Origin of the sequence: Chitinophaga sp., from assembly GCF_036569185.1 — a bacterium.
Taxonomy (GTDB): domain Bacteria; phylum Bacteroidota; class Bacteroidia; order Chitinophagales; family Chitinophagaceae; genus Chitinophaga.
Genome location: NZ_DATCRD010000174.1, coordinates 1 through 24,982 on the forward strand (window position 1 = coordinate 1; position 24,982 = coordinate 24,982).

Annotated in this window: 24 protein-coding genes; 20 read left to right on the forward strand and 4 right to left on the reverse strand. The window is 47.1% G+C overall.

Translation table 11 applies throughout. From position 1 onward, the window contains the following. The 14 genes from VIM72_RS13115 to VIM72_RS13180 all read left to right on the forward strand — a co-directional run. Positions 1-661, forward strand: a 661-nt coding sequence (locus VIM72_RS13115) for an O-antigen ligase family protein (RefSeq protein ID WP_332003282.1), incomplete at its 5' end; no start/stop codon positions are given. A 7-nt stretch (positions 662-668) separates the two neighbouring features. Next, entirely contained in the window at positions 669-1,598 is a 930-nt protein-coding gene (locus VIM72_RS13120; RefSeq protein ID WP_332003283.1) for a hypothetical protein, read from the forward strand. 32 nt (positions 1,599-1,630) lie between these two features. Next, entirely contained in the window at positions 1,631-2,704 is a 1,074-nt protein-coding gene (locus tag VIM72_RS13125) for a glycosyltransferase family 4 protein (protein WP_332003284.1), read from the forward strand. Beyond that, entirely contained in the window at positions 2,697-3,371 is a 675-nt protein-coding gene (locus VIM72_RS13130; RefSeq protein WP_332003285.1) for a CatB-related O-acetyltransferase, read from the forward strand. The genes VIM72_RS13125 and VIM72_RS13130 overlap by 8 nt, the downstream gene beginning before the upstream one ends. A gap of 3 nt (positions 3,372-3,374) precedes the next feature. Beyond that, positions 3,375-4,460 (forward strand): non-hydrolyzing UDP-N-acetylglucosamine 2-epimerase, encoded by a 1,086-nt coding sequence (gene wecB, locus VIM72_RS13135; RefSeq protein ID WP_332003286.1) that lies wholly within the window; start codon positions 3,375-3,377, stop codon positions 4,458-4,460. A 2-nt stretch (positions 4,461-4,462) separates the two neighbouring features. Further along, complete coding sequence (locus VIM72_RS13140; protein WP_332003287.1) at positions 4,463-5,467, forward strand: polysaccharide biosynthesis protein; 1,005 nt, start codon at positions 4,463-4,465, stop codon at positions 5,465-5,467. After that, entirely contained in the window at positions 5,467-5,901 is a 435-nt protein-coding gene (locus tag VIM72_RS13145) for a hypothetical protein (RefSeq protein WP_332003288.1), read from the forward strand. The genes VIM72_RS13140 and VIM72_RS13145 overlap by 1 nt, the downstream gene beginning before the upstream one ends. Position 5,902: 1 nt before the next feature. Further along, positions 5,903-7,021 carry an NAD-dependent epimerase/dehydratase family protein gene (locus VIM72_RS13150; protein ID WP_332003289.1) on the forward strand — a complete coding sequence of 373 codons (1,119 nt, stop codon included), beginning with the start codon at positions 5,903-5,905 and terminating at the stop codon, positions 7,019-7,021. Between the two features lie 23 nt (positions 7,022-7,044). Then, positions 7,045-8,193, forward strand: coding sequence for a non-hydrolyzing UDP-N-acetylglucosamine 2-epimerase (gene wecB, locus VIM72_RS13155; protein WP_332003290.1), 1,149 nt, complete (start codon positions 7,045-7,047; stop codon positions 8,191-8,193). Beyond that, positions 8,193-9,419, forward strand: a complete 1,227-nt coding sequence (locus tag VIM72_RS13160; protein WP_332003291.1) for a glycosyltransferase family 4 protein — start codon at positions 8,193-8,195, stop codon at positions 9,417-9,419. Before wecB (VIM72_RS13155) ends, VIM72_RS13160 begins: the two co-directional genes overlap by 1 nt. Continuing rightward, positions 9,409-10,329, forward strand: coding sequence for an NAD-dependent epimerase/dehydratase family protein (locus VIM72_RS13165; protein ID WP_332003292.1), 921 nt, complete (start codon positions 9,409-9,411; stop codon positions 10,327-10,329). Before VIM72_RS13160 ends, VIM72_RS13165 begins: the two co-directional genes overlap by 11 nt. Beyond that, on the forward strand, positions 10,326-11,276 hold the full coding sequence (locus VIM72_RS13170; protein ID WP_332003293.1) for a glycosyltransferase family 4 protein: 951 nt from the start codon (positions 10,326-10,328) through the stop codon (positions 11,274-11,276). The genes VIM72_RS13165 and VIM72_RS13170 overlap by 4 nt, the downstream gene beginning before the upstream one ends. 5 nt (positions 11,277-11,281) lie before the next feature. After that, positions 11,282-11,827 carry a hypothetical protein gene (locus VIM72_RS13175; protein ID WP_332003294.1) on the forward strand — a complete coding sequence of 182 codons (546 nt, stop codon included), beginning with the start codon at positions 11,282-11,284 and terminating at the stop codon, positions 11,825-11,827. Between the two features lie 351 nt (positions 11,828-12,178). Then, complete coding sequence (locus VIM72_RS13180; RefSeq protein WP_332003295.1) at positions 12,179-13,792, forward strand: gliding motility-associated C-terminal domain-containing protein; 1,614 nt, start codon at positions 12,179-12,181, stop codon at positions 13,790-13,792. On the opposite strand, the gene VIM72_RS13185 is transcribed toward VIM72_RS13180, so the two are convergent. Then, entirely contained in the window at positions 13,789-14,532 is a 744-nt protein-coding gene (locus VIM72_RS13185) for a tyrosine-protein phosphatase (RefSeq protein ID WP_332003296.1), read from the reverse strand. The genes VIM72_RS13180 and VIM72_RS13185 overlap by 4 nt on opposite strands. 40 nt (positions 14,533-14,572) lie before the next feature. Beyond that, a complete protein-coding gene (locus VIM72_RS13190) occupies positions 14,573-15,046 on the reverse strand; it encodes a GAF domain-containing protein (protein WP_332003297.1) in 474 nt (157 codons plus the stop codon). A gap of 176 nt (positions 15,047-15,222) precedes the next feature. Between VIM72_RS13190 and idi the strand changes: the two genes are divergently transcribed. Both idi and VIM72_RS13200 read left to right on the forward strand, forming a co-directional pair. Then, on the forward strand, positions 15,223-15,756 hold the full coding sequence (idi, locus tag VIM72_RS13195; protein ID WP_332003298.1) for an isopentenyl-diphosphate Delta-isomerase: 534 nt from the start codon (positions 15,223-15,225) through the stop codon (positions 15,754-15,756). A gap of 207 nt (positions 15,757-15,963) precedes the next feature. Next, the gene (locus VIM72_RS13200) at positions 15,964-16,938 is read left to right on the forward strand and encodes a terpene synthase family protein (protein ID WP_332003299.1); all 975 of its coding nucleotides are present in this window, start codon (positions 15,964-15,966) and stop codon (positions 16,936-16,938) included. A gap of 57 nt (positions 16,939-16,995) precedes the next feature. Here VIM72_RS13200 and VIM72_RS13205 read toward each other — a convergent pair whose 3' ends face one another. Together VIM72_RS13205 and VIM72_RS13210 are read right to left on the reverse strand one after the other, a co-directional pair. Then, positions 16,996-18,036 carry a hypothetical protein gene (locus VIM72_RS13205; RefSeq protein WP_332003300.1) on the reverse strand — a complete coding sequence of 347 codons (1,041 nt, stop codon included), beginning with the start codon at positions 18,034-18,036 and terminating at the stop codon, positions 16,996-16,998. 11 nt (positions 18,037-18,047) lie between these two features. Continuing rightward, positions 18,048-18,752 (reverse strand): TMEM175 family protein, encoded by a 705-nt coding sequence (locus VIM72_RS13210; RefSeq protein ID WP_332003301.1) that lies wholly within the window; start codon positions 18,750-18,752, stop codon positions 18,048-18,050. Positions 18,753-18,925: 173 nt separating this feature from the next. On the opposite strand from VIM72_RS13210, the gene VIM72_RS13215 reads away from it, so the two are divergent. The 4 genes from VIM72_RS13215 to VIM72_RS13230 all read left to right on the forward strand — a co-directional run. Then, positions 18,926-20,272 carry a TolC family protein gene (locus VIM72_RS13215; RefSeq protein WP_332003302.1) on the forward strand — a complete coding sequence of 449 codons (1,347 nt, stop codon included), beginning with the start codon at positions 18,926-18,928 and terminating at the stop codon, positions 20,270-20,272. 36 nt (positions 20,273-20,308) lie between these two features. Next, positions 20,309-21,448, forward strand: coding sequence for an efflux RND transporter periplasmic adaptor subunit (locus VIM72_RS13220; RefSeq protein WP_332003303.1), 1,140 nt, complete (start codon positions 20,309-20,311; stop codon positions 21,446-21,448). 21 nt (positions 21,449-21,469) lie between these two features. Then, complete coding sequence (locus VIM72_RS13225) at positions 21,470-24,643, forward strand: multidrug efflux RND transporter permease subunit (RefSeq protein ID WP_332003304.1); 3,174 nt, start codon at positions 21,470-21,472, stop codon at positions 24,641-24,643. A gap of 17 nt (positions 24,644-24,660) precedes the next feature. Next, positions 24,661-24,982: class I SAM-dependent methyltransferase (locus VIM72_RS13230; protein WP_332003305.1), on the forward strand; the 322-nt coding region annotated here is incomplete at its 3' end.

A 24,982-nucleotide genomic window follows, 5' to 3' on the forward strand; every position in this document is an offset into this window, starting at 1 on the left:
GGGTATAGGCAACCGTCTTGGTATTGCCTTTTGTGTAGTGCTGGGAGTGGCGAATGTACTGATTGGCGCATCCAGGGGCCCTTTCCTTTCCCTCATATTATCCATACTGATTCTTTGCTATTTCAAACTGAGGATGTCCCGCAATAAGGTGAGTATGGTATTGAAAGCAGCGCTGGTATTCTTTATCCTGATCAGTGGCCTGATGATGAGTGGGGTAGGCTCAAGGATATTTTCTGATGATGTGTTTCTTTTCTATCGTCTTACCCACTTCTTTGATAACGTGGCAAACGGGGAGAAGGAAGACCGGGATTATGAATACGCCAGCGCCTGGGAGCAGTTCAGCAATCATCCTTTTATCGGCGATAAATATGTAACAGACCATAGCCATATTTACCCGCATAATGTATTCCTGGAACTGCTGATGTCGCTGGGCGTGGTAGGAGGCATCCTGTTCCTGTTGATCCTTTTTGAGATGCTGGTAAAAGCGGGATACGCCGCCAGGCACCGGATGTACCGTTATATCGCCCTGTTGGTAATATTACTGGGATACCTGCTCCTGTCTATGACGTCAGGCGGCATATTTATCACCCCGGGATTGTGGATCCTGTTAGCGCTGTTCTTTGAGATCAGGGACCAGTCATTTAATGAATCTTTAAACTGATGTGATCATGACTTTGACGAAGCGATTTAATTTATACGTAGCAGGATGGCTGGCATGTTGTGCCGGTACAGTGTTGACTGCCCATGCACAAGCGCCTTCAAAGGACAATCCGCGGCTGTATATGGCCATCAGCGGACTGGGCGATAAAGCCAATGCATATATCCAGCGGCAGGGCAATATCTCCACTGCAAAGATGATCGGGCAAAGCAGTATTGTTACAAAAAACAGCCTGAACGTGGATAGCGTGTCGCTCACCAACATTATCCGGAAAATATACCCGGATAAAAATGCGACCGGTGTATGTATCCTCGATTGGGAAGGAGAAGCGCTGGATATTTTAACCAACAACCATGCAAGTGATCCTGGTTATCAGAAAATAGCCACGCAGTTTAAAAAGGCGGTGACTATTGCCAAACGGGAACGCCCCAACGTACAATGGGGTATCTACGGATTGCCCTTCAGAACAGTGTCTGCCAGCGAAAAATGGCAGCGCCAGTGTTATCAGCTGCGCGATTTGCTGAAATATGTGGATGTGATCTGTCCTTCTCTTTATATGATCTATTCAGAAAGAGTAGTAAGCAGAAGCTATAATGAAAGATATATTGAAAATAACCTGCGTATAGCATTGGAGCTGGGAAAGGAACTTAATAAACCGGTGCTGCCCTTTGTATGGCCACGCTGGCAGGGAAAAGGAGAGTCGTTTATGACCCTGGTGCCGCCGGATGCATTCTCCGCTTATGTAGACAAGATCATGGACGCGCAGGTAAACGGTAATAAGCCCGCCGGACTGGTATTCTGGGATGGAGAAGTATATTACTACAAGCAAAAGCAAAAACAGATTTCAAGAGAAGCGCCTGACCTGGAAAGCTTTGTAAAACGGCACGACAGCCTGGTAATAATGTATAGTGATCAGATCCTTAGAACGTTTAAAAAATAACCCTTATTTATTTGTTTAGAAAAAATAATGAAATGAAACTACTGATTGTCTATAATAAAGTGTGGCCATACCGTGAGAAAATATTTGAGATCATCAATGAGAAATACGATCTGACCGTTGCCTATACCGATCCTAAGTTTCTCAATAAAAAATACCCTTATAAAACAGTGTATACACCTGGTAAACAGGTAGGGCCTTTTTTTATACATAAAGACTCCCTGCATAAGCTCTGCAAAGGATTTGATGCAGTGATAGGCTTATATGAGCTGAGATGGCTGCGTTTAATGGGGCTTATGTTTAATCCCTGGAGAAAATACAGCATGTCTTTCTGGGGCATTGGGGTTTCTGCTTCCTACGCCAATAAGTTCGATGATAAGAAGCAATGGGACTTTGTAAGAAACTTCTTCGGGAGAAAAGCGGAATCGCTTATTTTCTACAGCGACTATCCCAAAACCAAATTTGTACAGGCAGGCTTTAACCCTGATAAAATATTTGTAGCCAACAATACTACCTATGTAAGCCCCGTAAATGGTCTTGTAGCAGACAGGAATACTTTCCTTTTTGTAGGCACACTGTATAAGGAAAAAGGAATAGACCAGCTTTTACAGGCATATAATCAGCTAAGAAAAAATAATAAGGATCTTCCGGTGCTCAATATCATTGGGGATGGACCAGAACGTGCTTCCATTGAACAATGGGTGAAAGCAGAGGGCCTGGAAGATAAAGTATTCTTACACGGAGCTATCTACGACAGCGAGATCCTCAAAACTTTTTATACCCGCGCCCTGGCCTGTATATCACCCAACCAGGCGGGCCTGTCGGTGCTTACCAGCATGGGGTATGCCACCATTTTTGTAACAGAGAAGAATGCCATCACCGGTGGGGAAGTATTGAATATTACAAACGGGAAAAACGGCATCATCTATGAAGGCGGCGTAGATGCCCTTGCCAAACAAATGCAGTGGATTATAGATAATAAAGAGGAAGTGATCCGCATGGGAAAAAATGCCCAGGAGCATTATAGAAACAACAGGACGCCGGAACAAATGGCAGATTCAATCATCGGAGCCGTGGAATACGCACTTAAAAAAAGAAGGAATGCTTGAACTGATCATTCATCACTTTAGTTTAAAGCATCTGCGCGATTGGTGGAGAAACCGTCATTTGTCATTCTTTGTTTTTTATGACAGGCATACGGTGATATCGGACAAAAGCCGCATACAGCGATCTGTAGTATTAAGGAAAAGCAGGATCGGTGAATACTCTTATATAGGACATAATACCAATATCAATAATACCACTATCGGAAAGTATTGTTCATTTTCCAAGAACATAGTGATTGGAATCGGTACGCATCCTGTCAATTTCGTATCTACGTCACCGTTATTTTTTGCGGTACGCAACGGAACCGGGTATTCGTGGATCACGGAGGATAAATTTGATGACAGCCCGGCGCCCGTTACGATAGGAAATGATGTTTGGGTAGGATTGAACTCTTCCATTATGGGAGGAGTAACAGTAGGAAACGGGGCCATCATAGCCGCTCATTCAGTGGTAACGAAAGATGTGCCGCCTTACGCTATAGTAGGTGGCGTGCCGGCTAAAATCATAAAATACAGGTTTTCAGAAGAGATCATCGCGCAACTGGAGGAGCTTAAATGGTGGGATATGCCGGAAGAGGCATTAAAGAAAAGCATCGCCCATTTCCAAACAATATTGACACCAGCAGCCATCGAAAATATCAGACAGGATTTTAAAAATTATAAAAGATAAATTATGTTGATAGATATTATAGCCGGAGCCAGGCCCAACTTTATGAAGATAGCTCCGATTATTGAAGCGATAAAGAAAAGACAGGAGGAAGGAATCCGTTACCGGCTTATTCATACCGGTCAGCACTACGACAAAAAAATGAGTGCCGATTTCTTTGAACAACTGGGTATCCCTGAACCAGACATCAACCTGGAAGCAGGTGGAGGAACACAGGCGGAGCAAACAGCGGCCATCATGATCCGCTATGAAAAAATACTGATGGAAACACGGCCCGACCTGGTACTGGTAGTAGGAGATGTAACCTCTACCATTGCCTGTGCACTGGCTGCCAAGAAGCTGAACAATATAAAAGTGGCGCATGTGGAAGCCGGTATCCGCAGCGGCGACTGGACCATGCCGGAAGAAATCAACCGTTTACTCACGGATGCCATTACAGATTATTTCTTTACTACTACGGAAACAGCCAACGAAAACCTGCGCAAATCAGGTATACCGGAAAACCGCCTGTTCCTGGTTGGAAATACCATGATCGATACCCTGCTGAAGCATCAGCCACATTTCAAACAACCCGAAATATGGAATGAGCTGGGCCTGAAGAAAGGAGAATATATAGTGATGACCCTGCACCGCCCCGGTAACGTAGACCAGGAGCAGAACCTGAAACGCCTGATGGATGGGATCATTCATTCTTCCAAAGGCTTACCCCTCATTTTTCCGGTGCACCCGCGCACAGCGAAAATGCTGGCCAACATCGGGATCCAGGCGCCTAATCTCCATATGATAGAGCCCCTGGGATACCTTGAATTCAATTACCTCGTACAATATGCAAAGGCGGTAATCACAGACTCCGGCGGCATTACAGAAGAAACAACCGTAATGCATGTACCCTGTATGACGCTCAGGGCAAACACCGAACGGCCGGAAACCTGCGAGATAGGCACTAATGAATTACTGGGAGTATCTCCAGACGCTATTCCTCCCGCCTTCGAAAAGCTTTTTTCAGGCAACTGGAAAAGCGGCGGCATCCCTCCATTATGGGATGGGAAAACAGCTGAAAGAATTGTTGACGTTTTATTAAAATTGAAATAATCATGTTTGAAGGCAAATCTTTATTGATAACCGGCGGTACCGGGTCATTTGGTAACGCAGTACTGAATCGTTTTTTACATACTGATATCAGGGAAATCCGCATCTTCAGCCGCGATGAAAAAAAGCAGGATGATATGCGCAACTTACTCCGCAGCGATAAGGTGAAGTTTTATATGGGCGATGTGCGCGATTTCAGAAGCATTGACAGCGCTATGGAAGGAGTAGACTATGTATTTCACGCCGCCGCGTTAAAGCAGGTGCCCTCCTGTGAGTTTTACCCGATGGAGGCAGTAAGAACCAATGTACATGGCACCGAAAATGTACTGGAAGCAGCCATTAAGAATAACGTAAGCAAGATCATCTGCCTGGGAACAGACAAAGCGGTATATCCTATCAATGCTATGGGTATTTCCAAAGCTATGATGGAAAAAGTAGCTATCTCCAAAGCACGCCTGCGCACCAACCCGCTCATTACCTGCACCCGTTATGGAAATGTAATGGCCAGCAGGGGATCGGTTATTCCCTTGTTCATTTCACAGATCAAGGCAGGTAAGCCGCTGACCATTACTGATCCCGAAATGACACGCTTTATGATGTCGCTGGATAACGCGGTGGAACTGGTATTGTTCGCCTATGAAAATGCGAATCCGGGTGATATCTTTGTACAGAAAGCACCCGCCGCTACTATCAGGCAGGTGGCAGAAGCGCTCCGCGATATCTTTAACGCTAAAAACGAAATCAAAATAATTGGTACCCGTCATGGCGAAAAATTATACGAAACATTACTGACAAGGGAAGAGTTCGGGAAAGCAGAGGATCTGGGCGACTACTACCGTATTGCTGCAGATGACCGCGATCTGAACTATGCCAAATACTTCTCAGAAGGAGATAGCAAAATTGCGGAAGCACAGGATTATCATTCACATAATACCTACAGGCTGAGCGATGAAGAATTGAAAGCGCTGTTGCTGAAACTGGATTATGTACAGGAACAACTGAAAAATTAATGGCACAGGCAGCAGTCATAAAAGGAGGCATTTTCTCTGATGAAAGAGGCTCCCTCAGTTTTGTGAACGACTTCACATTCCCGGGTGTAAAACGTTTTTACCAGATTGTACACCCGGATACCAGCATCGTTCGCGCCTGGCAGGGACATAAAGTGGAGCAAAAATACTTCTATGTACCGAAAGGAAAATTTGTATTGGCCTGGGTGGAAATTGACGACTGGAACAAGCCATCTGCGGATCTGAAAGCAGAATATGTTATCTTGAAAGAAGATGAGCCCGCTGTATTAAGCATCCCTCCCGGGTATGCCAATGGAATAAAAGCACTGGAGCCCGGATCTGTACTAATGGTTTACTCAGACCTGGATCTGCAACAATCCGGGGAAGACCGCTGGTCTTTTGACGCTTCACTATGGTTAGACTGGAATAAAATATAAAATGAAAAAAATAGGAATCACCGGCCAGAACGGCTTTGTAGGATCATACCTGTTTAACAGGATCAGTTTACTGAAAGACGAGTTTACGCTTGTTCCTTTCAGCAGATCCTATTTTGAATCAGCAGATCAACTGACGGAATGGGTGAAACAATGCGATGTAATTGTGCACCTTGCTGCCCTGAACCGGCATCCCGATCAGCAGGTGATCCACGACACCAACCTGGAGCTGGTACAGCTGCTGGTAAATGCACTTTCCAAAGCCGGGAATAATCCCCATGTGCTCTTTTCCTCTTCCACACAGGAGGAGCGTGATAACCTCTATGGCAAATCAAAAAAAGGCGGCCGCGAATTGCTGGTGAAATGGGCGGAAGAACATCATGCGAAATTTACCGGCCTGGTGATCCCCAATGTGTTTGGGCCTTTTGGCAAGCCGTTTTATAATTCTGTAGTAGCTACTTTTTGTCATCAGCTGTGTAACGGGCAAACGCCGAAAATAGACCAGGATGGCCATTTGAAGCTGATTCATGTAGATGAGCTTTCTTCGCTCATCATCCGCGAGATCCGCAGTAACAGTGGTAACGGCGATCTTCTGGTGAAACCTACCGCGGAGCTGTATGTGTCTGAGATCCTTTCCAGGCTTACTAACTTTAAAGAGCAGTACCTGGAGCAGGGAATCATCCCGGCATTGCCGGATTCCCTGAGTGTTCATCTGTTCAATACTTTCAGGAGTTATATCGACCACAAAACTTTTTTCCCGGTTAAACTAAAACAACATGCAGATAACAGGGGCGTATTTGTGGAAATGGTTAAACTGGAAGTAGGAGGGCAGGTATCTTTTTCCACTACCCATGCGGGTATTACCAGGGGCAATCATTTTCATACCAGAAAAATTGAAAGATTCCTGGTGATAAAAGGAAAAGCCCTGATACAACTCAGGAAATACAATACGGAAGAAGTATTGAATTTTGAACTGGATGGTAATGAGCCATCCTATGTAGATATGCCGGTGTGGTATACCCATAATATTAAAAATACCGGGGAAGAAGAATTATATACGGTGTTCTGGATCAATGAATTTTTTAACCAGGAAGATCCTGATACCTACTTTGAAACTGTTTAAAAGATTTTATAACAATAACTATCATGAGTACAGCTGTAAAGAAATTAAAGGTACTGACAGTAGTAGGTACCAGGCCGGAAATAATCAGACTATCAAGGGTGTTGGCGAAACTGGATGAGTCGGAAGCAATTGAGCATGTACTCGTGCATACCGGCCAGAACTACGATTATGAGCTGAACCAGATCTTCTTTGAAGACCTGGGTTTGCGTAAGCCGGATCATTTCCTGGAAGCTGCCGGTAAAACCGCTACAGAAACAATCGGTCAGATCCTGATTAAGATAGACCCCGTACTGGAAGCCGAAAAACCGGATGCTTTCCTCGTACTTGGAGATACCAATAGTTGTTTATGCGCCATCCCGGCCAAGAAAAGAAAGATTCCTGTTTTCCATATGGAAGCGGGTAACCGTTGTTTTGATCAGCGGGTACCGGAAGAAACCAACCGGAGAATTGTAGATCATACCAGCGATATCAATCTCACCTATTCCGATATCGCCAGGGAGTACCTGCTGCGGGAAGGATTGCCTGCCGATAGGGTCATTAAAACAGGCAGCCCCATGTATGAAGTATTGCATCACTACCTGCCCAAAGTAAAGGAATCTTCCATACTGGAACAGTTGCAGTTAAAAGCTCAGCAGTACTTCGTAGTATCTGCCCACCGTGAGGAGAATATTAATTCAGACAGGAACTTCGGCAACCTGGTGGAATCACTCAACAGTATTGCTGATATCTTTGGCCTGCCTGTAATTGTAAGCGCTCATCCCCGTACCCGTAAAATGATTGAAGCGAAAGGAGTGGTGTTCAACCCACTGGTGAAGCTGATGAAGCCATATGGGCTTAGTGATTATATCGCCCTGCAGATGCAGTCGAAGGCAGTATTGTCTGATAGCGGCACCATCTCGGAAGAATCTTCTATCCTGAATTTCCCGGCCCTGAATATCAGGGAAGCGCATGAAAGACCAGAAGCAATGGAAGAAGCGTCTGTAATGATGGTAGGGCTCAACCCGGAAAGGATATTACAGGGGCTGAAGCAACTGGAATACCAGCAAAGGGATACACGTAATTTCAGAGAGGTAAGCGATTATACCATGCCTAATGTGGCAGACAAAGTAGTGAGGATTATTATTTCCTATACTGATTATGTAAAAAGAACAGTTTGGAAAAACTATGAATAATGAAGAGAGACAAATTATGGGTGGTAACTGAGTTATTCTTCCCGGAAGAAACTTCCACCGCTTATATTATGACAGAGGTGAGTGCGCACATCGCCCGGGACAGCGATGTACATGTGATATGTGGTCCCGCTTCTTATCAGAAATCCAATATAGTAGCTGATGGCGCGTTCACAAATGAGCATGTAACCATTCATCGTGTGAAGGCGTTGCCCTTGAATAAAGACAAGTTATTACAGCGTTCCCTCAGGATGGTGATGCTAAGTATACAGCTGTCGTTTAAGCTTTGGCGGAATGCCCGTAAAGGCGACCGTGTGCTTATTGTAACCAATCCAGCCCCGGTGGTGTTGCTGGTTTCCCTGATCAGCAGGTGGAAAAAACTGAAATGTTTTACCATTGTACATGATGTTTTCCCGGAAAACCTCGTGGCTGCCCGGCTAATGAAAGCCAACAGCATTGGCTATAAATTGCTTAGGTATATCTTTAATAAAGCCTATAGTAAAATGGCTGTGCTGTTTGTTCTGGGCAGGGACATGAAAGAAGTTTTTGAAAGAAAACTAAGCCGGTATAAGAGAAAACCGGATATCTATGTAGTGGAAAACTGGGCCGATACAGAAGGCATTTTCCCCATGGTGAAAAATGAAAATAGTATTGTTCAGCAGCTCGATATTACGGATAAAATTGTGTTTCAGTTCGCCGGGAACCTCGGCCGCGTCCAGGGATTAATGGAGCTGTGCAATGTGATTAAGCTTATTCAGAATCCGTTGGTGCATTTTATGTTTATCGGGGAAGGCGCTGTAAAACAGGAGATGCAGGAGTTTGTGGCCGTTAACCACCTGAGAAATGTTTCTATGCTCGGCTCTTTCTCCCGTAGTCAGCAACGTGAATTCCTGAACGCCGGAGATGTAGGCATTGTTTCCTTACAGGAAGGAATGGCCGGGTTGGGCGTTCCCTCGAAATCGTACAATATTCTTGCAGCCGGGAAACCCATACTTTTTATCGGTGATAAAGAAAGCGAAATAGCAAGAATGATCAATGAGAACGATGTAGGTTGGTGCTATGATATCAGGGATACCCGTAACCTGCTGGATTTCTTTAATAATTTGTCGCCCGAAGATGTATCGGAATTGAAGAACAAAGGGGAGAGGGCAAGATCATTGGCCATTACAAAATATACAAGGCAAATCATCCTGGACAAGTATTTAAAAATGACGACAAGTGAAAACTGATATATTGCTAACAGGGGCTTCCGGCTTTCTGGGCAGGGAAATTATTGACACGCTTGGCGACAGGTACAACTTTATTACACTGGGGAGACAGTCGCCTGTTTCGGGCAACAGGCACATTGGTGCGGATCTTACCAGCGGGATAGTGATCAACCTGCCGGCAGTACAATATGTAGTTCACTGCGCAGGTAAAGCCCATAGCATTCCGGATAGTATAGCAGAAAAAGAAGCGTTCTTTAAAGTAAACTTCCAGGGAACCGTAAACCTCTGCCAGTCGCTGGAGAAAGCGGCGGCTATTCCTGAAGCGTTTGTATTCATCAGCACCGTGGCGGTGTATGGCAGGGAGGAAGGGGTGCTGATCGCGGAAGATCACCCGCTGGAAGGCGATACGCCTTACGCCAAAAGTAAGATCATGGCGGAAGAATACCTGGCGGAGTGGTGCGGCAGGCACCGGGTTAAGCTCAGTATTTTACGTCTTCCGCTGATCGCGGGTAACAATCCTCCGGGAAATCTCAAGGCGATGATCCGGGGGATCAAAAGCGGTAAGTACCTGAGCATTGGTAAAGCCAATGCCAGGAAAAGCATTGTATGGGCAAAGGATATTGCGGAGATCATACCCGTTGCCGCGGAAACGGGCGGCATCTATAATTTAACGGATGGCAATCATCCCAGCTTCCGGGAGCTGGAACATTGTATAGCCCGGGGCATGGGAAAAAAAGATCCCTGGAGCATCCCGATGCCACTGGCAAAAATGATGGCCTTCACCGGCGATATACTGGGAAACAGGTTTCCCGTTAACAGCGATAAACTGAGGAAGATCACCACTACATTAACTTTCAGCGATTCTAAAGCAAAGAAAGCGCTTAACTGGCAACCCTCGGTGGTTACCGATAAAATACGATTTATAGTATGATGTACCTGGCATTTGCAGCAGCTTTTTTTATCCTTATAAAGCTTTATTTCAGGTTGGCTGCGCATTATAATATTATTGATAAGCCCAATGAGCGCAGCTCTCACTCCAGTATTACCATACGGGGCGGTGGGATTATTTTCGTAGTAGCAGCCATTGTTGCATTGTGCCTGAATTTTAGTGCATTTGGTATTCCTGCTATAGGTATTGTTATTATAGGCATCATCAGCTTCCTGGATGATATGTATTCTTTGCCCAACAAGGTGCGTTTACTGGTACATATTGCCGCAGTGTCGCTGATGTTTTATTACCTGACTGTTTTTACCGGCTTTCCCGTGTACGTGGTAATTGCATTGTATATACTGGTTATCGGCATCATCAACGCCTATAACTTTATGGATGGGATTAATGGTATCACCGGTTTGTATAGCCTGGTTACCCTCGGTGCATTGCAGTTCGTTAATATGCAGCGCTTCCCCTTCATCAATACCGATATGATATGGCTGCCGATGCTGGCCTGTGCAGTTTTTCTCTTCTTTAATTTCCGGAAGAAAGCGGCGTGTTTTGCGGGAGATGTAGGAAGCGTAACGATCGCATTCTGGATCATCACGTTGTTGCTGAAACTGATCTTTGTTACGGGCGATTGGAAATACCTGTTATTCCTGTCGGTTTACGGTGTAGATACGATACTTACTATCCTGCACCGCTTATCGATGCGGCAGAATATTTTTAAAGCTCACAGGTTACATTTTTACCAGATCATGGTGAATGAACGGAAAGTACCGCATTTATGGGTGGCCACTTTGTATGCGCTGATACAGGGTGGAATTGACCTGTTTATTATCGGCAACCAGGTAAATCTGCTGATGAATATATTGATTGTATGTGGTCCGTTGGTGCTGGTATACGTAATTGTTAAACCAGCGCTGATGCATAAAATAGCCGCGTAATGCCGATGTCATTTCTTATTTATGGAGCCGGCGGCCATGCAAATGTGCTGGCCGACCTGGGAAGTATTAATGGCGCCACTGTACCCGTCATGTTCTCTGATGATGCGCAACATCACAGTGAAGATGGCAGGGTGATGATCTGTGCGTATGATCCTTTGCTGTTTCCCGCATTGCCTTTGGTAATCGGCATCGGGAATAACAAAGTGAGGGAGCTGCTGGCCTCAAAAGTGAGGCATACATTTACCCGGCTGATACATCCGAAAGTGGTAGTGGCTGCGGATGCCCTGATCGGGGAAGGTACGGTGGTACTGGCGAATGCAGTGATACAGGCAAACTGCCGCATAGGTAATCATGTAATCATAAATGCAGGAGCGGTAATAGATCATGATGCCATCATTTCAGATTTTGCGCATGTGGCCGCTAATGCCTATATCGGAGGTGGCGCCGTTATTGAAAAGAACGTGCTGGTAGGCCAGGGCGCTGTTGTTACAAGAAATACCGTTGTAAAAGAAGGAACGGTTATTCCCCCGCTTACTGTTGTTGGAGCCTGAGTAACTCCATTTTATCAACCATTATTCTTGTCCCGTTTTAAGTCTTTGTTACCGCTGTATTTCAAATAATATTTTTTCTTATCTTGCATTACATATTTCAGTAACCATTTACGCTTACCTATAATCTATAAAATAATAACTTGAATAATTAAAGTGAATGTCCCTATTGTATCTATTTCCAACAATGTATCCTTTTACTGTTAAATATTAAATATTTACTTTAACTGTAAATACAGGCTGGTATTTTCATATTTGGGACGCCCGTATACCATTACCTGGTAGAAACCTTATACAGCCAGTTTGAAATAGCAGGAAAGACCAGTAGTGCCTGTTATCAGAAATGTGAATTCTATGAAAACCGTATCCGTTGCATTGTATTTCGTGCTACTGAAAACCCGTGCAGCTGCTTTTTTAACCCGTTTGCCACGGCTAAAAAAGATGAACGCTGCGATATTTTTTTTGCTCTTTTCTGTTCAGTATTTGTTTGCCCAGGACATTATACTAAACAATCCGTCGCTGGAAGGAGTCAGAGGACAGGTGAAGGCGCCGCCAGGATGGCTTGTTTCACTGAATACGCCGGATATACAACCCGGTGTGCTGGGAATCACGCAAAGCCCGTCCGAAGGAATTTCCTACGTAGGCTTACACAGCGGGAAAGAGGCATTGGAGGGAATTGCACAGGAAGTGAACCTGCAGGCCCGGCGTACTTATTCCATGTCTTTTGACCTGGCATATGCCCCCCTTTATATTTTTAAAGCCTGTTATGGCCAGCTGGCCATATATGGAAGTAATTCGCCCACAGCGCCGGCTGAATTGCTGTGGAAATCGGTTCAGTTTTATCATACCGACTGGAAAAGATATACAGCCGAATTCAAAACACCAGGGAGCTTCAGATATATCATCCTGGTGGCTTATGTTTCCTCGGAGTGTAGCCAGAGTGATTATGGTTGCGCCCTGTTGATGGATAACTTATCAGCCGCTATCCGGGAAGTGCCCCAGGTTACACTGGAGGTGCTGTCGACCTGCATAGGCGCCAGTAACGGGCGCATAAACGCGGTGGTTACCGGCGTGGCGCACTTTTGTACATACGAGTGGAAACCAGGCGGACAAACCACTCCAAGCATCAGCAACCTGGCAAAGGGGAATTATGAAGTGATTGTTACATCAGATAATGGTACCAAGGCTACCGCCTCTGCAGTAATCCGTGATACAGATTTAAAAAGTGAAGTCAGTACAGTGGCTTCCGGTTGTTACGGTGACAATAAAAACCAGATCATCCTTAAAACTACAGGAGGTATACCACCTTATCAATATTATCTCAACGATGAAAGCCATGCCAGCTATACCCCTGTATTCCAGGACCTGAGGCCGGGCAATTACCGGGTAAAAGTGAAAGATGAACATGGCTGCACGGAAAATTTCGGCAATATAAAACTGGCAGAGCCTCTTCCGTTGAATATTGCCAGCGTGGATGTAACAGGTACAAGCTGCAGCAGTACGGTGGATGGAAAAATAGTACTAAACCTTACGGGAGGCACGGAGCCATATGCTTATCGCCTCGAAACAGGGGAATGGCAATCAGACAATGTTTTGAGAGGGCTCTCCCCGGGCGTTTATTATTACCAGGTAAAAGACAAAAACAATTGCGGGGTAAAAGGAAACGCCGCTATCATTCAGAACATCCGCGACTGCGCCGTATTCGTTCCCACCGCATTTTCCCCGAACGGCGACGGGCAAAACGACCTGTTCCGCCCTAAAATACATGATGATGTGCACGATTACCACCTGGATGTATTTACCCGCTGGGGGCAAACTGTATTCAGCACCAATAGCCCCGATGGCGCATGGGACGGGTTATTTAAAGGCCAGATCCTGCCAACTGCTACGTATGTATGGGTGCTTTTGTATACCGACAGCAAGCAACAGGCCCGGAAACAAACCGGTACGGTAATGCTGATTCATTAGCCTAGTGCCGCATTCCCAAACGGATAGGCGTCCAGTACCCTGCGGAGCTTCGTATTTTTAGCAATACCGGCAATAGCGTGCAGGTGCTTTTCATGATGCAGGTCTGTACCGATCAGGTCCGGCAAGCCGGCAGCCATCAGCTTTTCAGCCGCCTGCTGTACATGTTTGCCATAATAACCGGTGAGCGATAACAGGTTGAGCTGCAACAGGCAGCCCTGTTGCTTCAGTTGTTCATACTGTGATATGTTTGCATGATAGTAGCCATACCGCTCCGGGTGGGCCAGCACCGGCTGATAACCCGCAGCCTGTATATCAAACAGCCATTGCGCCAGTTGCGGCGGGGCCGACATAAACGAGATTTCCACCAGCACCATATTCCCGCTGATAGTCAGTAAAGGTTGCTGCATCAGCGGCACAAACTGTTCATCGAGATAATATTCCGCGGCAAAATGAAAGGGAAGGGAGTGGTTCCTCCTGGCCAGTTCCTGTTGTACCTGCCGGTAAGGATCTGTTAAGGTGCCTGCAGAATTTGGGTACCTGTCCATCATCACATGCGGGGTAGTAACAATTTTCCGGATCCCCATGGACTGCAGTTGTTCAATAAAATGCAGGGACGTTTCCACATCGGGCACGCCATCATCCACACCAGGCACCAGGTGCGAGTGAATATCTGTCGACATGAATGCCAGCAGGTCTGCCGGTGGTACTGCCGCTGTATTTTTTTTCTTAAAAAAAAACATAATGGTTTCCAATAAAGCGATGATACAAAAATCCGCCCCGTTACAACACAATCAGTGCCACAATTTCCTCCAGGTATTGCTGATCGGTCGTATCAAAATGAGCAAGATGTTCACTATCAACATCCAGTATGGCTTTTACTTCTCCGTTGCGGATCAGGGGCACCACTATTTCTGATTTCGACAGGCTGCTGCAGGCAATATGCCCCGGGAATGCCTCCACATCGGGAACAATAAGCGTGGCTGCCTGCGCCCAGCTGCTGCCGCAAACCCCCTTGTTCTTACGGATACGGGTACACGCTACAGGGCCCTGGAAAGGACCAAGCACCAGTTCATCTCCTTTCACCAGGTAAAATCCTACCCATAGCCATCCAAACTGCTCTTTCAGCGCAGCGGCCACATTGGCCAGGTTCGCCACCAGGTCGGGCTCACCCTCCAGCAATCCCTTTATCTGTGGGATCAGGGATGTATATTGCTCGGCTTTGTTTCCTTTGATGATTTGTAAGTCTTCTGCCATTTTAGTGGTTGTTGTGTTACAAAAGTCCGGAAAATTTATATTATATTTATCCAAATAACCGTTAAAGTATCGCTGTTAACCATTCAACCATTTATTACCTGTATAAGTAGAGTTTTTTTATTCTTTGTCCTATTTTTTATCTGCCGGAAGTTTAATTAAAATATCTTTGACAGACTATGAAATCACCGGACGTAATTTTAGTGAACGAACAGGATGAAGCTATTGGAACGATGGAGAAGATGGAGGCTCACGAGAAAGGATTACTTCATCGCGCTTTTTCTGTATTTATTATCAATGATGCAGGTGAGATCTTATTGCAGCGCAGGGCGCTGGAGAAATATCATTCTGCAGGGTTATGGACCAACGCCTGTTGCAGCCATCCGTATCCGGGTGAAGATACTGCTGCTGCTGCGCACCGTCGCTTAAAGGAAGAAATGGGGTTCGATTGCGATCTCCGGGAGATTTTCTCTTTTACTTACAGGACCGGTTTTGACAACGGGTTAACCGAACATGAATTTGATCACGTATTGCTGGGTACCTATAACGGCAACATATTTCCAGATGTCTCCGAAGTATGCGATTACCGCTACCTGTCGTCCGGCGAAATACTGGAATTAATGGAAAAAGAACCTGCTTCGTTTACGATCTGGTTCCATCGCGCACTACCAATGGTATTACAATATCTCGGTACGCCGGTTAATACTGTATAATTAAACTTTTATTTTACTATGCCACTTTTTGCTGTTAACCGGGTTGTTTTATCTTAAATAAAATGACAGCACCAATTTGCATGGCCTTCTGCTTTTAAGCAGCGGCCGATCCTGTGTACCTGCTCCCTGATACCTTCCGGGTTCGTCCCGGTAATGCCAGCGTCGTTTTTATTACCCACCATAATTAACTATTAAACCCAAAGACACATGACAACCATCCAAATGCCAACTATCAGTTATCCATTCCCTTCAGGCCTTAACCAGCATGTACATGAAGCCCAGCAACACATTGTTTCCTGGGTAACATCCTATGGCCTCCTTACCACAGAAACAGCCCACCGGCGTTTTGAAAAGGCCCGTTTTGCCTGGCTCGCCGCCAGGGCCTTTCCCGACGCGGCTTTGCATGAGCTATGCATCATTGCGGATTTCAACACCTGGCTGTTTATTCTCGACGACCAGTGCGATGAAGCTACGGTAGGGCGTAAAGCAGATTTCCTCCGGAGCATGATGGCAGGGTTAATGGACATCCTGCATCACAACCGCCAGGTAACGCCTGAAACCGGGGGACCAATATCCGCGGCCCTCAGCAGTATCTGGGAACGTATGCGCGCTATCAGCAGTCCTGCGTGGCGGCTCCGCTTTATCCGGAGTATGGACGATTATTTTACTTCCTGCATATGGGAGGCGGAAAACCGGGAGGCGGGGATCACGCCTTCTATTGCAGACTATGTGCACATGCGGCCATATACCGGCGCACTCCTCGCAGATATTGAGGCCATCGAAATTATTGAGAAGATCTATCTCAGCAGGGAGGTAGTGGAGCAGCCGCTGGTGCAGCGCATGATCCAGGCCTGTAACAATATTGTTTGCTGGGCCAACGACCTGTTCTCCTGTACAAAGGAAGCCCGGCAGGGCGACGTGCATAACCTGGTGCTGGTATTACAGCATGCCCGGCAATGCACGCTGCAGGAAGCCATCAACGAAGCCGCCCGCATGCACAATGAGGAAGTGGCCATTTTTGTTGCGCTGGAAAAACTGCTTCCCCTGAAAGGTGCTGAAGCCGATTATGAACTGTTGCGCTATATATCAGTGCTCCGTTCATGGATCACCGGGAATTACGACTGGAGTGTGAAAGATACCGGCCGCTATGGTATAGGCGTTGGTGAAGTAGTAGCAGCTTAAGCAAAGCGCCTGCGGCGTTTGTTTTTTCAGGAAGATGACAAACGGCCGCAGGCCTTTTTATTTTCGCGCGTTTCCCTGTTTCATTCTTTTTTCAATAAGCCGGCCTACCCACCAGAACGACAATGCCAGGATACCAAAGAAAAGGCCCTTGTTGGTAAAGTCCCACAGATATTCAAAATAACGGGTATACAGGTCCAGCAGGAGGAAGGCCACGCCCAGGTCGCGCAGCAGGTCGTCTTTCAAACGAAGGCCCAGCAGGAGCACGCCTGCGCACAAGGCCGTGTAAAGGATCACCCATTGCAACAGGTGAACCTGGCGCAACTGCTGCCATTCATCCCAGGTGCCGCAGTTGCCGAAAACAGAGATCAGCCAGCCGGAAATAAGCAACAGCAACCATCCGCCACTCCAGGTAATATCTTTGATAGGGGCATATATCCGGAACTGACGCAACAACCAGGCTACTCCTGTAAGTAATACGCCCAGTAAAGCCATACGGCAGGGCAGGTTCATGCCCAGGAAATAGGAGGCATCGCCGGTAAGGAAATAAGTGAGCTTTACATATGCCGGGATCAGGCTAAGCAGGGTGGCCACCCACAACAGCCGGGAATGCAGGGTAATGCCCAGCACGCCATAACAAACAGTAGCCAGCAACCAGAAAGCGCCGTAATTCCCCTCCAGGTAATTAACGCTTTTACCAAAGTATACCACGCTCACGCCTATACTAAGAACCGGCAACAGCCAGAAAAGCTCCCGGTTAAAGGAAAACAGCGGCTGATGCTTATTGCGCCGCCATCCCTCGTAACAGAGGAAAACAGTCAGCGCGGCAAATAATAAAGCAATCACACCGTCTGTCAGCGAAAACTTCTTCCGGATAATCTCAATCCACTTCTCATCCAGCACCAGCGATCCGAAAGCCATCAGGGCACAGGAAACAGCCGCAATAAAAATATAGAGCGTAAGGGTTTGCCAGTCAGTATTCACCACCTTGTAGCTTTTTTGCAGCTCCCCGGCCTGGTCGTCGCTGATGAGCCGGTCCTGCTGCCACGACTGTATCGCCCTTTGTATTACCTGCGCTTCCTTCTTGTCAAGTTCCAACATAGGCTGCTTTTTCAGTGGTTAGTCTCCATTTTGTGCACGAGACGGAGCGTATTACGTTTTTTTATCTTTAAACGGAAATAGTTAAACAATGCCAGCGCCGGGATCAGGATATAACTGATACGCTGGTACGCTGTATTTTCCGGGAACAGGAAATAGGTCATAGCTATACACGTAAACCCTGTTGCCATAGTGAGAAACCCATATTTAAACCGCTGGTATAACAGTTCCTTTTCTGTATGATGCCCCGCCACTGCCAGGTCCGGGTTTTTCTGGAAAACAAAATAGCTGATCCAGAACAGCGCCGCCAGGCAGCCCGCCAGGTTACAGAGATAAATAAAGAATGGTAGCATGAAATGGGAACTGGTATGCAGCAACGCAGAAGTAGAAAATGGAAATGTCACAATAAAAAATAAAAAGAAAAGATGACGATGAATCAATCCTTCATTGTAATTTTGGAGAAACCGGCATAACTGAAGATGCCGTACCCAGAAATTTCCAATGAAAACAAAACTTACCGCGAAGGCCAGGAACTGGATAGCGGTAGGTTGAAAAAACTCCCAGTAACCGTTGACAGGCATTTTCCCCGGAAGGGAAGGCAATTTGATTTCAAGGACCAGTAACGCAATGGCAATGGCAAACACGGCATCACTGAAAAGAAGCAATCGCTCCAGCTCAAACTCACGATAAAACGGTTTGGGTTCTTTTATAACAGACATAGACATAGTTAACAATAACTTTTCCGAAAGATACGAAAATAGCTTTTAGCGGTCGTTATTAGCCATTCCATCATTTTCAGGGGATGGTGAAACAGCCGGCTATCCAACAGAACCTTTTTACCTGTTTGTTGTTAAGTATCTATCAATCATCATATACTTTCAAAGTAATACGTATGCATTGTCGTCTTTTTCTATGCACTTTTATTTTACTTTCAGGGATAACAAGAGCTTACGGGCAAACAGATACAGCGCAACAGGGACCTTTTGCTTTTAACCTGGCCAATTGCATACAGTATGGACTTGCACATCAGAACGATGTCGTAAATGCCCGGCTGGATATCGATTTCTCCAGGGAACAGATCAAAGAAGCCACCGGGAAGCTGTTACCCCATGCAGATGTGAATGCCAGCTTTACCGACAACCTGAAACTGGCTACGTCTTTAATACCTGATCTGACCAACCCGACTTCCGGCGTAAGGATCCCCGTTCAGTTTGGAACCAAGTTCGCATCGGCTGTTACCGGGCAGGTAAACCAGACCATCTTTAACAGTGATTATTTCCTCGGGCTGAAAGCCGCAAAAGTATATGGAGGGCTTGCAGAAAGAACCTATAAAAGAACGGAAATAGACACCCGCGTGGCCATCACAAAAGCCTATTACGCCGTGCTGGCCAACGAAGAGAACATCCGTCTCTCCAAGGCCAACATGGACCAGCTGGAGAAAACCCTGAAAGACACCAAAGCCCGTTACGACGTGGGGGTGGCCGAAAGAGTGGATGTAGACAGGATCCAGGTATCCTATAATAACGTGGTGACCGATATTGAAACCCAGATCCGTTTACTCGTATATACTACCCAGTTACTCAAGTTCCAGATGGGCATGCCGCAGGAAGCAAAACTGGACCTTACAGAAACGGTGCAGGATCTTAATGTGGAGAATTTCATCGCAGATACTGTTGATTACCAGGTGCAGGACCGCGTGGAATACGATATCCAAACCACCCAGATCGCCCTGAATGAACTGAACCTGAAAAGTAAGAAGATGTCGTTCCTGCCGTCCCTGAACGGTTATGTGAACTATGGCTGGAACTATTTCTCTGCAGATTTCGGCGACCTTTATAAAACCGGCTTTGGCGCCTCCGCATTGGGATTAACCCTGGCATGGCCCATTTTTACCGGCACTGAAAGGATACACCAGATCAGGCAGAATAAAATCACCCTGAAAAAATCACAGAACGACCTCAGTTACCTGTCACAACAGATCAAACTGGAAGTGACCAACGCCAATACGCAATACCTCAACAATAAATCCCGGTTCACCACCCAGAAAACAAATATGAGCCTCACGCAGGGAATTTATGACCGTATTGTGCTCAAATTTGAACAGGGAGTGGCCAGCAGCCTGGATGTGATTTCTGCGGAAAGTGAACTGAAACAGGCGCAGGTGGATTATGTGCAGGCGCTCTTAAACACCCTGATCAGTAAAACAGACCTGGATAAAGCCATGGGCAAAATCAAATAAAGTATCAGCATTCGTAATTCGCAATCAATTTCTCATATGTATCTAATAAATTACAAGCGGACCTTTTATGTGGCAGGAATGATACTCTGTGCAGCCTGTGGCAACAGCAAAAAACAACAGCAACAGGCCGCCATGATGGGGAAGATGAAACCAACCGTTGTAGCTGCGGAAGTAGTACCGGCCGTATATACCGTGTCGGAGAAATTTCCCGCTACCCTGGTGGCGCACGACATTGTGCAGCTCAAACCGGATGTTTCCGGTTACCTGGAAGCCATCCGGGTGGCCGATGGCAGCAACGTAACCAAGGGGCAACCCCTGTATGATATAGACCGGAGCCGCTATGCCGCCGCCTACGGGCAGGTAGCTGCCACCCAGCAACAGGCGGAAGCCGACCTGGCACAACGGCAACGGGACTACGAAAGATATAAATCCCTGCTGGAACATGACGCTATCTCCAAGCAAACGGTTGACCAGGCCTACACATCCATGCTTACTGCACAGGCCAATGTGGCCGCTGCAAAAGCGGCTGTAGCCAGGGCCGGCACCGATGTAAACCACGCCGTAGTGCGCGCCCCGGTAACCGGTAAGATCGGTATCGTGCAGGTAAAAGTAGGAGATGTGATCAACGCAGGGCAAACACTCATCAATACCATCGTGAATGAACATCCCATGTTTGCAGACATGGATATCCCACAGGCCCGCCTGCCGGAATTTCTCCGCATCCGGAATGGTAAGGGTGGCGATGAAAAATTTTATATCCAGTTTGGAGATGGTACCCGCTACGGAGAAGCAGGAAAAGTGCTTACCATCAATAACATTGTAGATCCCCAAACCGGTACGGTAAGGGTACGGCTTGTTTTTGACAATAAAGACGGTATGCTTAAATCAGGCATGAGTATCGTTATTGTTATGCAATACGGTACACCCGCCACACAGCTGGCTATCCCGGCTAAAGCCATTATCCAGAACTTATCGGAAACCAGCGTATATACCATTTCAAATGACAACGTGATCAGCGCCCGGGACATTGTGCCCGGACCGGTGACGGATACCATGCAACTGGTGACCAGCGGACTGAAAGCCGGCGACAGGATCGTAGTGGAAGGTCTGCAACGGGTAAAACCCGGGGATACCGTGAACATAGCCGGAGCCGGAGCAGGTGCAGCCAAACCATAAATATTAAATCAGCATCACAGTATGATCTCAAAAACATTTATAGAGCGCAAGAATACTACGATCGTAATTGCTATCATTATTGTGATTGTAGGGCTCATCTGCATGTTCAATCTGCCTATTGCACAGCTGCCTGATATCGCACCGCCGGTAACGGACGTAAGGGCTAACTATGTGGGAGCCAACTCTACAACGGTAGAGGAAACAGTGACCACCCCCATTGAAAACCAGGTGAATGGTACGCCCGGCGCTATGTACATCCAATCGGTGAGTGCAAACGACGGCTCCATGAGTATTACCGTTAGCTTTAAGCTGGGCACCGATCCCGATATCGCTACCCTGGATGTACAGAACCGTGTAAGCCTGGCCCTGCCAAGTACGCCGGACGAAGTACGTCGTGTAGGGGTAACCGTTAAGAAACGTTCCAATGATATGTTGATGGTAATTGCGCTGAACTCTCCCAAAGGAAAACATTCGCGCGAATTCCTCGATAACTACATGAATATTTACCTGAAGCCGGAACTGGCCCGTGTGGCCGGTGTAGGTGATGTAAATGCTTTTTCGCAGGACTATAGTATGCGCATCTGGCTGAACCCGGATAAGATGGCGGCGCTCGGTCTTACTGCCGGCGACATTGCCCGCGCCATTACGGAACAGAACCAGCAGGTACCCGCCGGTTCCGTAGGCGCTGCGCCTATGCGCAATACACAGGCATTCGAATACACAGTGAGCGTAAAAGGCCGCCTGGCCACTACAGAAGAATTTGGCAACGTGGTGGTAGCCACCAGCCAGAATGGTAGCCTGGTGCGCCTCCGCGATGTGGCCCGTATAGACCTCGGCTCTTTTACCTACGCCATTGAAGCCAAAGCAGATGGTAAAACCGGTAGTGGTATGGCCATCTACCTGGCGCCCGGCGCTAATGCACTGGATGTGAACGACCTGGTGATGAAGAAAATGGAGGAGATGTCAAAACGTTTCCCCGATGATATGCAATGGCTGGTACCGTTTGAATCCACCTCCTTCGTAAGGATCTCTATTGAAGAAGTAATAGAAACCTTTGTGGAAGCCCTGATCCTGGTGGTGATCGTGGTGTTCGTGTTCCTCCAGAACTGGAGGGCTACCATTATCCCCATCCTGGTAATCCCCATCTCCCTGATAGGTACTTTTATATTTTTCCAGTTACTGGGTTTTTCCATCAATACCCTTACCCTGTTCGGTTTCGTACTGGCTATTGGTATCGTGGTGGATGATGCCATTGTGGTGGTGGAAGCGGTGCAGCATCATATTGATGCCAACCTGATGTCGCCGCGGGAAGCCACGTTCAAAGCCATGTCGGAGGTACAGGGGCCGGTAATTGCGATCGCCCTCATCCTGGCGGCGGTGTTTGTGCCAGTGGCCTTTATTCCCGGTGTAAGCGGCCGGTTGTACCAGCAGTTTGCGCTCACCATCGCCTTCTCTGTGCTGCTGTCGGCATTCCTGGCACTCACGTTAACGCCTGCACTTACAGCCATCCTGCTGAAGCCCGCGCACCTTACACAGAAATCAAGAGGACTGAACAGGATCTTCTTCAAATTCAATGAATGGTTTGAAAGATTTACCAACCGCTATGGCAGGGGAGTAATGTTCAGTATCCGCAAAACGCCGGCAGTACTGGTGCTTATGGCCCTGCTGTTTGTTGGCGCATTTTATCTTTTTAAGAAAACACCTACCACCTTTGTGCCCCAGGAAGATATGGGCGCCATGTTCATTGCCCTGGAGCTGCCCGAAGCCTCTTCTTCCCAGCGTACAAAGGAAGTGGTGGCACAGATCAGTGATATCCTGCTGAAAGACAGTGCGGTGTTGCACTTCTTTGGCATCACCGGGATCAACTTTGTGGCTAATGCTACCAAGCCCAACTCCGGCACCTTCTTCGTGAGCCTCAAACCCTGGGATGAGCGCTATAAACATGGCGATAACATGGGAACGGTATTGGGAAGAATTCAAATGGCCACCGGCCGTATCATCGGCGCCAATATCATTTGTATCCCATCGCCTACGCTGCGCGGATTGGGTAATACAGGCGGGTTCTCCTTTATGCTGGAGCAACGCAGCAATCCCGATATTAACCAGTTCCTGCAGGTAATGGGGCAGTTCCTTATGGCTGCCAACCAACGCCCTGAAATAGCGCGCGCATACGCCTTTTTCAGCGCTAACACGCCGCAGTTCAATGTGGATGTGGACCGCGATAAATGTAAACAACTCGGTGTAGCCGTGAGCGATGTATTCAACGCATTGCAAACCTTTCTCGGCGGATTATATGTAAACGACTTCACTAAATTCAGCCGGAGCTTCCGCGTGGTATTGCAGGCAGATTCTACCTACCGTACCAGTATCAATAACCTGAATACGTATTATGTCCGTAACAACACCGGGCAGATGGTGCCGCTCAGCGCACTGATCACCACCAAAAAAGCATCAGGAGCGCCGGTAATCAATCACTTTAACCTGTACCGTTCCGTGGAAATCAACGGTGATACCAAGCCCGGCTACAGTAGCGGCGATGGTATCAATGCCCTGAAAGAAGTGGCTGCAAAGGTGCTGCCGGAAAATTTCTCTTTCGAATGGGCCAACGTATCCCTCCAGGAAATTGAAGCAGGTAACAGTAGTACGCTCATTTTTGGATTATCTATCCTGTTTGTGTTCCTGTTGCTTACCGCCCTGTATGAAAGCTGGTCGGTGCCGTTCTCTGTATTGCTGGCGGTGCCTATTGCATTGTTCGGATCCATCCTGGCGCTGTCGCTGACGAAACAGGCCAACAGCGTATACTCCCAGATAGGTTTGATCACCCTGATCGGCCTGGCGGCAAAGAACGCCATCCTGATCGTAGAATTCTGCAAGGAACGTGTAGACAGGGGCATGCCGTTGCTGGATGCAACGCTGGAAGCTGTAAAGCTGCGTTTACGGCCCATCCTCATGACTTCCTTCGCTTTCATATTAGGGGTGCTGCCATTGTGCCTGGCACAGGGCGCCGGCGCCGCTTCCCGCGTTAATATAGGCTTTACCGTAGTAGGAGGGATGCTGGCTGCTACAGTGCTGGGGATTTTTACGGTACCGGTTTTGTATGTGCTCATTACAAAACTTTCCTACGGTAAGAAAAAACTGGCAGACCTGGAAGCGCATGGTAATGAAGAGAAGAAACCTAAAGGATTAGGAGAATAGTCCTAACTTCATTACTTATGAAAAATACCGAACGTTTCAGCACACGCGTAGATAATTATATCAAATACCGGCCACATTATCCTGTGGCCGTTATTCCGTACCTGGAAACCGCTGCCGGTCTTACCCGCCAAACTATTGTGGCAGACATTGGCGCGGGTACAGGTATTTCCGCCCAGCCTTTTCTCGACAACGGAAATAAGGTATACGCTGTAGAGCCTAATAAGGAAATGAGGGAAGCTGCTGAAAAGCTGCTGAACCGCTACCCCGATTTTATTGCCGTTAACGGCTCCGCCGAACATACCACACTGCCGGATGCTTCCATAGACCTGGTAGTGGCGG